Below are 12,029 nucleotides of genomic sequence, written 5' to 3' on the forward strand. Positions count from 1 at the left end.
AGATCATAAAATCAGTAAGATTCTGTTCCCAATCTCGTAACTTATCCCTGCCGTTTGCGGCTACTTTTGCAAGCATTTAGCGAATTTGTCGAAACCCGGTTTACATATTGCCCTCGTAGGAAACCCCAATAGCGGAAAAACTTCGCTGTTCAATGCTTTAACTGGTCTGAACCAGAAAGTAGGAAATTTTCCGGGGGTTACGGTTGATAAAAAAACCGGGCATCTTACACTGGAAGAAGGACTGGAGGCCGAACTGATCGACCTGCCCGGTACCTATAGCCTGTATCCCCGCCGGGGAGATGAGTGGGTTGCTTACAAGGTATTGATGGGCGCCGATAGCGAGATCAGGCCCGACATCGTGCTGCTGGTGGCAGATGCCAGTAATCTGAAAAGGAACCTGCTCTTCTGTTCACAGATCATTGACCTGAAGATACCGGTGGTGATGGTGCTGACCATGACCGATATCGCCGCCAAAAAGGACATCGTGATCGACATCAACGGCTTACAGGCCGAACTGGGCATTCCCATCGTGGCTGTAAACCCAAGAAAGAACAAAGGCCTCAACGAAGTAAAGAAAGTGCTCGTACAGGTTTCCCGAATGGCGCCGGGTACACAGAACCGTGATTTCATGGACACTCGCAAGCTGGCCCCTGCCGCTGTGGAAAGTGTACAGCAACTGTTTCCCCAATTAAGTGATTATGCCGGCATCCATTACCTGATCAATCATGAGAACTTTCCTTTGACCGACCAGGAGCAGGAAATTGTGGAACAAATAGAGATCGATAACCGGTTCAATCCCACCAAAACACAGGCAGAAGAGATCATGCAGCGGTATACCCGGATCAGGCAGATCATGCAGAAACATGTGGTGGAACCGGGACCTATGGAGAAAAAAATGTTCTCCGACAAACTGGATAACCTGTTACTGCACCAGACCTGGGGTTACCTGATCCTGCTCGTTGTATTGTTTTTACTGTTCCAGAGTATCTTCTGGCTGGCACAGTTCCCGATGGATGGGATTGAATGGCTGTTTACCCAAACTTCCAGCTGGCTGAACCAGCATTTACCACAAACCTGGTGGAGCGATCTGTTCATTAATGGACTGGTAGCCGGGTTAAGCGGTATCGTGGTATTCATACCCCAGATCATGATCCTGTTCGGACTGATCACGATACTGGAAGATACAGGGTACATGGCCCGTATCAGTTTCCTCAGCGATAAGCTCATGCGCAAAGTGGGACTTAACGGAAAAAGCGTGATGCCCATGATCAGCGGTTTTGCCTGTGCCGTACCCGCCATCATGAGCGCCCGTAACATTGAAAATAAGAAAGAACGTCTGCTCACCATATTAATCACACCGCTGATGAGCTGCAGCGCGCGTTTGCCGGTGTATACCATTTTGATATCCCTGGTAGTGGACGACAAGTATTATTTCGGCTTCCTGAGTGTGCAGGGACTTGTGATGATGGCTTTATACCTGATGGGAACTGTGATGGCTCTCATTGTAAGTTATGTGATGAAATGGTTCATCAAGATCAAGGAAAAAAGCTTTTTTATTCTGGAACTGCCCATCTACCGGGCACCCCGCTGGAAAAACGTGGGCATTACCATGGTAGAGAAAGCCAGGATATTCGTATTCGATGCAGGAAAAATCATCATGATCATCAGCCTGCTGCTCTGGTTCCTGAGTTCGTACGGACCAGGTGACCGAATGCAGAAAGTGGAGGAGAAATATGCCGTACTCGCACAGCAGTATCCTGCACAGAAAGACTCACTTGAAAAACATCTGTCTTCTGAAAAACTGCAGAACTCCTATGCCGGTATCCTGGGTAAAAGCATCGAACCTGTGATCACCCCGTTGGGCTACGACTGGAAGATCGGCATCGCCCTGATCACTTCTTTTGCTGCGAGGGAAGTATTTGTGGGAACCATGGCCACTTTATACAGTGTGGAAGAGACCGACGACACCTCCCTGCGTCAGAAAATGGATGCGGCCCGTCATGCAGACGGCACCAAGGTATACACGCTACCCGCTGCTTTTTCGCTTATGATCTTCTATGTATTTGCCATGCAGTGTATGAGTACGCTGGCCGTGGTAAAACGTGAGACCCGCTCCTGGAAATGGCCAGTGTTCCAGTTCGTGTATATGACCGGACTCGCTTATGTATTAAGCCTGATCGTTTACCAGGTGTTCAGTTAATCGTTACGCTCCTTTCTCTATCAACGAGGTATTCCGGGTATCTTTCATAAAAATATATACCAGCAAAGAAACAAAGATGCAGGCCGTAGTATACCAATAATACCCCGTTTCATTACCATTATTCTTGAACCAGAGCGCCAGGTATTCTGCAGTACCCCCAAATAGGGCCACCGTAACAGAATACGGAAAACCCACTCCCAGTGCACGGATCTTTGCGGGGAACAGCTCTGCTTTTACCACTGCATTAATAGATGTATACCCGCTCACAATCAGCAATGGTAATAGCATGAGCAGAAATATGTCCAGTTTATCGGTGGTATGACTGAGCGTGGTAAGTATGGGTACGGTAAGCACGGTTCCCAGAACACCAAAACCGATCAGCAGGGGCCTGCGGCCGATTTTATCAGACAGGGCACCAAAAAACGGTTGCAGCATTGCATAGATCAGTAATGACAAAAACGTTAACTGCGTAGATTCCGCTTTGCTCAGGTGTACTGTATTCACCAGGAATTTCTGCATATACGTGGTGTAGGTATAAAAGGCAAGCGTACCGCCCATGGTCAATCCTACAACGGTGGCTACCGCATGTGGATGGTGTAACAATTCCCACAGGGTTCCCTTCTGTTCGTTGGAAGCATGTTTACTTTTTTCAAATGCCTCGGTCTCTTCCATGGTACGCCGCAGGTAAAAAGCGATCAGCGAAAGGGCAGCCCCGATAAAAAAGGGAATCCGCCAGCCCCAGCTATGCATCTGTTCATTGGTAAGAAAAAGATGTTGCAGCACCAATTGTATTCCTAAAGCCACCAGCTGCCCGCCGATCAGTGTCACATATTGGAAGCTGGAATAAAAACCCCGTCTGCCTTTACCAGCCATTTCACTCAGGTAAGTGGCTGCAGTACCGTATTCGCCACCCACGCTCAGTCCTTGCAGCAACCTGGCCACCAACAACAATACCGGCGCCAGGATACCGATCTGTTCGTAAGAGGGCGTTAAAGCAATCATCAGGGAACCCAGCGACATAATAAGCACGGATAAAGTCATCGCCCATTTTCTTCCTTTCCGGTCGGCCAGGCTGCCGAACAACCATCCGCCAATGGGGCGCATCAGAAAACCCACCGCGAATATGCCAGCGGTCTGTAGCAGATTGGCCGTAGCATCCTTACCTGGAAAAAATACCGGCGCAAAATAAAGTGAGAATGCTGCATATGCGTACCAGTCGTACCATTCAACCAGGTTCCCCACTGATCCGCTTACGATGGCTCTGATACGGCTGCCCGAATGTTTACGCTTGGTCTTCTGCATAAAAGAAACAATTCTAAACAGCTGTCAAGATACTTATCTTATTAACAGGGCAATCAGTAAAATTATCAGCTTATACCTGCCAGGAACTGTGTTAGTTTCTCTACCTGCTGCGGATGATGGGTTACCTGTTCCTTCACCTGCTGTAAAAGATATTGCCGCGTACCGGCAGAAGAATCGGCCATATCCGAGTACTGCTCATCCTGTATATTGATGGATAAGCGCAGGTATTTTCCCATATCCAGCATTTCGCATGCTTCATAGTGGGTGCTTTTGTTCACCCCTTTCATCATGATATCAGTGATACGGGTGATCCATTGCAGTTGGCCCCAGCTAATGGCCTGCTCCCGGGTGATGGTTCCTTCATAACTACCGGTACCCAGTGAAAGAATGCGGATATCATCGTACGCAACTTTGTTTCCATCCTTTTTATGATAAAATCCGGTATCGCCATACCGGCTAACTTCTGCAAGGGCTGCCATAGATGGATTGTTAACATACACGCCGCCATCGATCCCCGTAAGCAGTTTCTCTTTATGTATGAATGAATAGGCCGGCAGGTAGGTGGGTGCCGCAGAAGTAGCCCTGCACACATCATACACTTTAGCATTGGCCGTTGGATCGTCGGAAGCTTCACTTGACTTGAAAAAAACAGGCTGGTTACTGCTAAGGTCATACGTGGGTACCAACACCGGCCGGAGCGCCTCCAGAATGGTTTGTTCACCTACAAAACAACGCAATGCCTTATCAAGTCCTTCCGGACCATACGCCGGTGCCACTAAACTGATCAACCTGTGCAGTAGTTTATTCAACCCCGATCGTGCCGGAAAAATAATACTGCCATAGTTGGTATAGATATCTGCCACCTGTTGTAATGAATATTTGGGTTGCGATGGATCCTGTTCATCGCGCAGGGTAAGACAGCAGGCAATCAGTCCACCGGTAGAAGTACCGGCAAACAGGTCGAAAGTTTCCTGGACTTTTTTGCCTGTGATAGACTCAATTGTCTGCAGGATGGCAAGGGGAACAATACCCCGCAGGCCACCGCCATCGATGGCAAGGATGTTAAAGGTTGACATAGGATGGATATTAAAATGACGTTAGCTGATGAGCCGGTTTTATACTGATCCAAATATGCGGACAAACCCCGATAAACACAAGGAGCCATTTCCCCTATCCGTAACGGGAATTTTCCCGTATGCCATCAAGAAAAAGCCCGGTTATTTAATGCCGTTTTTTTTTGAATATTTGGGGTTCTTTATCCTCAGACAACCAAACCCAATTATTATGCCGCACGAATGCAGGATTGAATTTTATTTCAAAGCCGAAGAAATGGCCCGATTGCTGGCCGACAACCCTACAGCAAAAGGTATCATCATATCGCAACAGATCGTCAGGGAAAAACCCAAGGGTGCCGATCATTATGTGAATGTAACCCGTATCAAAGCCAGGCCCGACCTGGGAGAAAACCAACAAAATACAGATACTACCCAACTGAAAACATCGGTACCCACTGGTGAAGAAACCATTAACGGTTGCCCCTACCCGCCCGGCTGTACAGAGTAAATCCTTGATGTTCAAACATTTTATCACTGAATCAGCTGCAAATTTTTGAAAACCATTATTACCATACTGAACTATATAGATATCGGCGCTCCCTTGCTGGCACTACTGGTCTTTATCAGGATTTTGACACAAAACAGGCTGTCAAAGGAACTCCTGTATATCTTTTATTTTATCAGCATCCAGCTGATCACCAATGTAACGGCTACCGTTCTGGAAAAAATGCACATCACCAACTACTCAGTGTACCTGTTAAATATTATCCTGTCGTTTCTTGTGCTGTCGATTCTTTTCTATGAACTGGGGATACCGCTGATCAGAAAAATATTTCCGTTCACTTCACTGCTCTTTCTCGCTTTTGCCACTTACTCCATTGCCAACGGGGATGGTATTGAAACCTATAACAGCATCATATCCGCTTCGGCCAGTTTTATTATCACCGCTTATTGCCTGATCTTTTTCTACTGGCGCCTGGTAAAGGATAAACAGTATTCGGGCGCTGTGACCGACAGCGCCTTTTTTTGGTCGGCCATCGGTGTTTTTACCTACTATACGGGTAGTTTTTTTATATTTATCTCATACAAGTACCTCATTGTACGCGAAGCTGAGGTTATCGGTATTCTCTGGCGGTTTCATAACCTGCTCTTAACCATTTTCTGTATTTATTCGATCTACGGCCTCACATGCAAAAATTATCAGAAAACATAAGTATCATTCTGGCTGCATCGAGTATTCTCCTGCTGATTACCTTATTTATTGTCATGCTGGTGGTGGCCTACCTCAAAAGAGACCTGAAGCATCTGAAGGAAAAAGAAAGTATGGAAGCCGATTTTGAGAACCAGTTACTCCGTTCAAAGCTGGAAACACAGGAAGAAACACTGAACCAGCTTAGCAATGAGATCCATGATAATGTTGGACAATTACTCAACAGCACCAAACTGCTGATCGGTATTACACAACGTGCTTTGCCTGAACCCTCTGAAACCCTGAATATGGCCGATGACAGCTTGGGCAAAGCCATTGCCGAAGTTCGTGCACTTTCAAAATCGCTTAACAAGGAATGGTTACAGCAATTCAATTTCATGGAGAACCTGGAAGCAGAGATCAACCGCATTAATGCAGCCAAGAGCCTGCAGATACACCTGTACCGGCCCGAAAACATTTCTATGAAAGCCACAGAGCAGATCATCCTTTTTCGCATTGTACAGGAAATCCTGCAGAATGCCATCAAACATGCTTTTGCCAGGAATATCGAGATCAAGATCAAAGAAAATAATCAACAGCTAACCATCTTCATCGGGGATGATGGTATCGGTTTTGATGAAGCGGCCATTACCAAGAGCGTAGGTCTTCTGAATATCAAGCACAGGACCGGACTACTGGGTGGAAGCGTTCAGTTGGTTTCCTCTATCAATAAGGGTACCCAGTTTACCATACAGCTACCCATAAATCCAACCAACCAATGAAAACACCTATCGGAATTGTAGATGATCACCAGTTGTTCCTGAAGTCGTTGGGACTGATGTTGAAAAGTTTTGCCGTTTATGATGTGGTACTGGAAGCTTTACACGGGAAAGAACTGCAGCAAAAACTGGAACAGGGAGCCCCCACACCGGCCATCATGCTGATTGATGTAAACATGCCCGTCATGAACGGCATTGAAACTGCCAGGTGGCTCAGCAAAAAATACCCGAAGATGAAACTCGTGGCACTTTCGATGAATGATGATGATATGGTCATCATTGACATGATCAAAGCAGGATGCTGCGCCTATCTCCTGAAGGAAACCCATCCCGATGAGCTGGAAAAAGCACTGCAGGAAATCAATACAAACGGTTTTTACAACGCTGATGCAAGCAATATCAATTTCCGTCGGTTGTTGCAGTCTGAGCAGGATGCGGTGGTCATTACAGAAAAAGAAAAGCTATTCCTGCAGCATGCCTGCTCCGATCTTACCTACAAAGAGATTGCAGCATTGATGTGCCTGAGCGAACGCACCATTGATGGCTACCGTGAATCACTTTTTGGCAAACTGAAAGTGCAGAGCCGTGTGGGACTTGCCATGGAAGCCATCAAAAAAGGGTTGGTGACGCTGCAGTAGCCCCTGGTTCATTTTACTGATAGTATTCCCATAAAAAGCGGGATATCTTACGGGTCAGCTCCCAGGCTTCGTTGGTGCTTTTCCAGCTGGTATCACTGTTGTTTTTGGTAGCTATACAGAAAATATACCTGGCTTTTTTACCATTCACATACAGCACTTCGCTGCGGCTCGCATCTACCGCCCCGTTTTTACTGGCGATGAACACATCCGAAGGTATTTGTGAAATGGCCTCCTCATCCCAATAATTCCTGCTCAGCAAACGGAGCATTTTTTCACTGGCAGCCTGACTGATTACCTGTTTGCTCACAATCAATTCCATCAGGCCCGCCATTTCCCGGGGTGTGGTTTGTCCCCAGCCATATTGTAAGCGGTTGGGCTCTCTTCCGGGTGTACGGCTGTTGACACGGGTATCCCGCAATCCCAGGCTATCCATCAGTCGGTTAATGACGGTGCCAGTACCGGCAAGGCTCTGTAACCAAAGGCTGGCCGTATTATCGCTGGTGCTCAGCATGAGTAATATTACCTTACTCAATTCAATCTTCTCCCCGGTTTTGAATGACCCCAGGATATCTTCTCCTGCATACAACAGCGAATCCCTGTACGTAAGTACCTGGTGATACTGCATTTCACCCTTGTCTATTTTCTGCATAATGCCAGCCAGTATGGGCAATTTTACCATACTGGCAGTGGGAAAAACAGTATCGGCCTGCAGTGCTGCCACGCGGTTAGAAGAGAGATCATGCACATATATACCCAGCGTTCCCCGAAAATCACCAACCATTTCCGACAGCTTTTTCTGCAAGTGCTTGTCAGTTTTCTGCGAAAATCCCGTTTGTACCGAGGCGAACAAAAGAAAAAAAATCAGGTATTGTTTCATACGAATTGATTGCAGGATATTGAAATTAGCTTTTTTTTGCTATAAGAAGCCGCCCCGTTTTCTCCCCTTGTTTTCAACGGGTATTGTTTTATCATATCTGCCAATCCATGCTCCGGAAAAAACCATCCTGTCATCCTTTGTTTGTTCTGGCAATGCTATTGGCTTGCCTGGGGTTATCCAACCATCTCTATAGCCAAAAGGAGAAATATCCCAAAGCCATAAAGGGCATTATTGATCTGCGCAGCATTGATCTGCAGAAGGAATCCGTTCCGTTGGGAGGAGAGTGGGGAATGTACTGGAAGCAGTTACTCACGCCCGGTACAACAACGAAACAGGCGCCGGTATATGTTACGTTCCCTAAATTGTTCAACAATACTATTATCAACAATGCAAAACTGAGTGCCGATGGTTATGCTACTTATACAGCCACCGTTCTGTTACCAAAACAGAACAGGCAACTGGCATTACAGGTACCCGATACGTATTGTTCCTATCGGCTGTTTGTGAATGGCACTTTACTCTGTTATTCGGGCACACCCGATTCGTTGGAAGAGAAAGCGGTCCCGAAATGGATGGAGCATACCGTTGAGCTCCCGTCAGGCCCAGACACGATTCAACTGGTATTGCAGATAGCCAATTTCTGGCATTCAAAAGGTGGGCCGTACAAAGAAATTGTTATTGGTAGCAAAGATGCGCTGTTTTATGAACGCGATACAGACATGGCTTTTGACCTGTTACTGACCGGCTGCCTGTTCATGGGCGGATTGTTCTTTTTCGGGTTATTCCTGTTTGGCCAGCACGATAAATCGATCCTGTATTTTGCCCTGTTCTGTATGGTATACAGTTACCGGATGATCGGTTCCCGCAGTTATGTGCTGCATACACTTTTGCCTGAAATACCCTGGAGTATCACCACGCATATTGAATACCTCAGCCTTTTTATCAGCCTGGTCTTTTTCAGTTTGTATACGCGATACCTGTATCCCGAAGAATCGGGCAAACTGACAACACGGATTGAAGTAGGGCTGGGACTGAGTTTATCTGCCATCGTAATTCTGTTCCCGCCTGCTGTGTTCACCTATCTTATCAACCCGTTCCTGGTTTTGATGTTTGGGGTGATCGCTTATGCCTTTTATGTGTACGTGAAAGCTATGCGTAACAAAAGGCTTGGAGCTGAATACGCATTAGTAAGCACTGCTGTTGTACTGGTGGTCTTTGTGGTGATCAATCTTCAGTATTTCGGTATTGTAGCGCCTCATAAAAGCATCCTGTTTATAGGGTATATCAGTTTCTTCTTCCTGCAATCGCTGATATTGTCTTTCCGGTTTGCTTCCACATTGAAACAGGCCAAGGAGGCGGCCGAGCAGGGGTTGAAGGCAAAGAACGAATTCCTGTCAACCATGTCGCACGAAATCCGGACACCGCTGAACTCCATCCTGGGCATGACCCACCTGATCCTTCGCGATAACCCTCGTACCGAACAGAAAGAGCAGCTGAATGTACTGTTATTTTCGGCCAATAACCTGCTGGCGATCGTAAATGATATACTTGATTATAATAAGATAGAGGCCGGAAAAGTGAATTTTGAAATGATTGAGACCGATATCCCGAACGTGGTGAAGAATATCATCTCCGGCCTCCGTAGTTCTGCAGAGGACAAGGGTATCGAACTCAGGTTACAAATCGATCCCGCCCTGCAGCATAAGGTACTGGGCGATCCCACCCGGGTCGGACAGGTGATCACCAACCTCGTTAACAATGCCATCAAGTTCACCAGAAAAGGGTATGTGCTACTGGATATCAAAGTAATGGGTCAGAGCCCCTCCACGATCACTTTGCTGGTGAGTGTGGAAGATACCGGTATCGGCATCGCACAGGAAAAACAAAAGATTATTTTTGAACAGTTCACACAGGCAGACACATCCACCTCCCGAAATTTCGGTGGAACCGGACTTGGGCTGGCCATCTGCAAAAAGCTGCTGGCCTTACAGGGAACCGAACTGCACCTCACCAGCGAACAGGGAAAAGGATCCGTATTTTATTTTACCCAGACCTTCCCGAAGCTGGTGAACACCGAAAAGAAAACAGAAGCGAAGAAAAAAACCACTCCCACCGAAGAAAGTAAACCACTTGCTGGTATGTCTGTACTGCTTGTAGAAGACAATGAAGTGAACATACTCGTTGCTAAAACATTTCTCGAACGTTGGGGTGCATCGATCGATGTTGCCATGAATGGGCAGGAAGCACTGAACAAGCTGGACCTTTCCAAACACAAACTCATCCTGATGGATATGCACATGCCGGTAATGGACGGTTATGAAGCCACCCGCATACTGCGCGAACGTGGCGTACGTATTCCGATCATCGCACTTACAGCCAGCCTGCCAAGGGAAGTGGAAGACAGGATCACCAGCAGTGGTATTGATGATATTGTGGTAAAACCTTTTGTGCCCGATGAATTGTATCGCATCATCCTTCATCACACATATATTCACAGGTCAGGTGATAAAAAATGACAGTAGCAGACAAGCGTCTGTTCTTATAGAAAACCGATGTTTACCAATTGCGGGACAAAGATATTTCCAGGTGAATCAGATACATATAACCTGTATTGAGATAAAGCGCATCGGAGAAATCTTGGGGTTACACTTCTACAAACTACTAAAATCAGCTTCCCAGAAAGTATCAAGAAATTTCTAAGAATGCCAGTGATTTACGGTGATAGTACTATTGAAAAAGGGTGTGCACGTATATTATCTAATATGCTGCGGCATTTTAAACATACAAATGCCGCAGCATATCATCATTCAGCCATTCATGTAATAAAATTATACCAGCTCCCGGAGCAACCGTGAGTGGGTCTTGTAGTATTTGTCGGGACTGTAAATAAACAGACAGGTACCGTCTTTGATAGTACCGATCACCTGCTTATAGACATTTTTAGGTAGTGCCGGACAACCCTGGCTACGCCCGATAAAACCCTGGCTTCTGATGATATCTTCATCAACATACGTAGCACTATGCATCACAATACCTCTTTTCAGGGCATTGTCGTTAATGCCATCCTCTTCTCCCAGCAAACGCAGCGATTCGCCGTGTTTACCCTGGTAAGTATCACCGGTAATATAGAAACCCAGACTGCTCTTATTGCTGTTGGCCTTATTGGAGAATTGTGTAGGAAGTATCTGACCAGAGTTGCGTCCATGCGACGTGTACGTGTGAAACAGCAACTCGCCAGCTTCCAGATCAATCACGAACAACCTTTTTTTGCTGGAGGGCAGACTGAAATCCACGATCGAAAGGATATTGTCCTTTACCACTTTGCCACTGCTGAGCAGATTATGAAAGCCCGTAAGGCCGTACACAAACGCTTCGTGCGAAAGACCCAGCGACGCCAGATTCAGACGCTCATATAATTCCATTTTCGCTGTTACCAACGTGGGACGGGAGCTGAGCTCCCTGGATGCTGTTGCCGGAGGGTTCGGAGCCGGAACAGTAAAACTCAATGTCATCATCACAAACAATACTGCTGCTACCCATATCGGGGTATGCCATTTCCTTTGCCTGAATACTTTCATATCGGTTAATTGGGGGGTTTACAGTAAAATCCAGTAAAAACTGCCGAAAAGCGTTGGTTGGTAATGGTTGCGTGCAAAATTACGGAATATCTGCAACCGGGTGAAACAAGCGGCTCCGCTTTAACAGGGTTTTCAGAAAAAAGGGGCCATATAGACATACAGCCCCGTTACGATTGCTTGCCATATAAAAGAACATCAATATACGTGAGGCCATGGGCAGGATCGAACTGCCGTAAAAGGTTTTGCAGACCTGCGCCTAACCGCTCGGCCACGTGGCCCTCTCAAAAGAGGCTTATTTGGTTAAAGCCGCCATACCGTTCAGAAACGGTATAACGGCTTCACTCATACTAATAAGATCTTATGTTCGCCATGCAAAGGTACAATAATTTTATTAGTCTATCAAATTAATAG

General features: G+C 46.5%; 10 protein-coding genes and 1 tRNA gene. 6 read left to right on the plus strand and 5 right to left on the minus strand.

Annotated features, from left to right (window positions below; all coding sequences use genetic code 11):
- Nucleotides 1-85 precede the first annotated feature (85 nt).
- Nucleotides 86-2,200 (plus strand): ferrous iron transport protein B, encoded by a 2,115-nt coding sequence (gene feoB, locus ACH3Y6_RS02085; RefSeq protein WP_490833910.1) that lies wholly within the window; start codon nucleotides 86-88, stop codon nucleotides 2,198-2,200.
- 3 nt (nucleotides 2,201-2,203) lie between these two features.
- Here feoB and ACH3Y6_RS02090 read toward each other — a convergent pair whose 3' ends face one another.
- Together ACH3Y6_RS02090 and ACH3Y6_RS02095 are read right to left on the minus strand one after the other, a co-directional pair.
- The gene (locus ACH3Y6_RS02090; RefSeq protein ID WP_490833911.1) at nucleotides 2,204-3,502 is read right to left on the minus strand and encodes an MFS transporter; all 1,299 of its coding nucleotides are present in this window, start codon (nucleotides 3,500-3,502) and stop codon (nucleotides 2,204-2,206) included.
- Nucleotides 3,503-3,567: 65 nt separating this feature from the next.
- Nucleotides 3,568-4,578, minus strand: a complete 1,011-nt coding sequence (locus ACH3Y6_RS02095; RefSeq protein WP_490833912.1) for a patatin-like phospholipase family protein — start codon at nucleotides 4,576-4,578, stop codon at nucleotides 3,568-3,570.
- Nucleotides 4,579-4,786: 208 nt separating this feature from the next.
- On the opposite strand from ACH3Y6_RS02095, the gene ACH3Y6_RS02100 reads away from it, so the two are divergent.
- From ACH3Y6_RS02100 to ACH3Y6_RS02115, 4 genes are read left to right on the plus strand one after another with little or no spacing between them, the layout of a single operon-like run.
- Nucleotides 4,787-5,065, plus strand: coding sequence for a hypothetical protein (locus ACH3Y6_RS02100; protein WP_490833913.1), 279 nt, complete (start codon nucleotides 4,787-4,789; stop codon nucleotides 5,063-5,065).
- Nucleotides 5,066-5,110: 45 nt separating this feature from the next.
- Complete coding sequence (locus ACH3Y6_RS02105) at nucleotides 5,111-5,770, plus strand: hypothetical protein (RefSeq protein WP_490833914.1); 660 nt, start codon at nucleotides 5,111-5,113, stop codon at nucleotides 5,768-5,770.
- Nucleotides 5,746-6,528 (plus strand): sensor histidine kinase, encoded by a 783-nt coding sequence (locus ACH3Y6_RS02110; RefSeq protein ID WP_490833915.1) that lies wholly within the window; start codon nucleotides 5,746-5,748, stop codon nucleotides 6,526-6,528. The genes ACH3Y6_RS02105 and ACH3Y6_RS02110 overlap by 25 nt, the downstream gene beginning before the upstream one ends.
- Nucleotides 6,525-7,163, plus strand: coding sequence for a response regulator (locus ACH3Y6_RS02115; protein WP_490833916.1), 639 nt, complete (start codon nucleotides 6,525-6,527; stop codon nucleotides 7,161-7,163). The genes ACH3Y6_RS02110 and ACH3Y6_RS02115 overlap by 4 nt, the downstream gene beginning before the upstream one ends.
- A gap of 13 nt (nucleotides 7,164-7,176) precedes the next feature.
- On the opposite strand, the gene ACH3Y6_RS02120 is transcribed toward ACH3Y6_RS02115, so the two are convergent.
- The gene (locus ACH3Y6_RS02120) at nucleotides 7,177-8,040 is read right to left on the minus strand and encodes a serine hydrolase (RefSeq protein ID WP_490833917.1); all 864 of its coding nucleotides are present in this window, start codon (nucleotides 8,038-8,040) and stop codon (nucleotides 7,177-7,179) included.
- Nucleotides 8,041-8,147: 107 nt separating this feature from the next.
- On the opposite strand from ACH3Y6_RS02120, the gene ACH3Y6_RS02125 reads away from it, so the two are divergent.
- A complete protein-coding gene (locus tag ACH3Y6_RS02125) occupies nucleotides 8,148-10,556 on the plus strand; it encodes an ATP-binding protein (protein WP_490833918.1) in 2,409 nt (802 codons plus the stop codon).
- Nucleotides 10,557-10,868: 312 nt separating this feature from the next.
- On the opposite strand, the gene ACH3Y6_RS02130 is transcribed toward ACH3Y6_RS02125, so the two are convergent.
- Nucleotides 10,869-11,618 (minus strand): murein L,D-transpeptidase catalytic domain family protein, encoded by a 750-nt coding sequence (locus ACH3Y6_RS02130; RefSeq protein WP_490833919.1) that lies wholly within the window; start codon nucleotides 11,616-11,618, stop codon nucleotides 10,869-10,871.
- A gap of 207 nt (nucleotides 11,619-11,825) precedes the next feature.
- Nucleotides 11,826-11,896: transfer RNA gene (locus ACH3Y6_RS02135), tRNA-Cys, on the minus strand.
- Nucleotides 11,897-12,029: the final 133 nt, after the last annotated feature.

The organism is Sediminibacterium sp. FW305-C-269 (genome assembly GCF_058231045.1).

Excerpts from the sequence above, each read along its gene's own strand:
- ACH3Y6_RS02090 (WP_490833911.1), bottom strand. The coding sequence starts at position 3,502 with ATGCAGAAGACCAAGCGTAAACATTCGGGCAGCCGTATCAGAGCCATC.
- ACH3Y6_RS02095 (WP_490833912.1), bottom strand. The coding sequence starts at position 4,578 with ATGTCAACCTTTAACATCCTTGCCATCGATGGCGGTGGCCTGCGGGGT.
- ACH3Y6_RS02100 (WP_490833913.1), top strand. The coding sequence starts at position 4,787 with ATGCCGCACGAATGCAGGATTGAATTTTATTTCAAAGCCGAAGAAATG.
- ACH3Y6_RS02110 (WP_490833915.1), top strand. The coding sequence starts at position 5,746 with ATGCAAAAATTATCAGAAAACATAAGTATCATTCTGGCTGCATCGAGT.
- ACH3Y6_RS02115 (WP_490833916.1), top strand. The coding sequence starts at position 6,525 with ATGAAAACACCTATCGGAATTGTAGATGATCACCAGTTGTTCCTGAAG.
- ACH3Y6_RS02120 (WP_490833917.1), bottom strand. The coding sequence starts at position 8,040 with ATGAAACAATACCTGATTTTTTTTCTTTTGTTCGCCTCGGTACAAACG.
- ACH3Y6_RS02125 (WP_490833918.1), top strand. The coding sequence starts at position 8,148 with ATGCTCCGGAAAAAACCATCCTGTCATCCTTTGTTTGTTCTGGCAATG.
- ACH3Y6_RS02130 (WP_490833919.1), bottom strand. The coding sequence starts at position 11,618 with ATGAAAGTATTCAGGCAAAGGAAATGGCATACCCCGATATGGGTAGCA.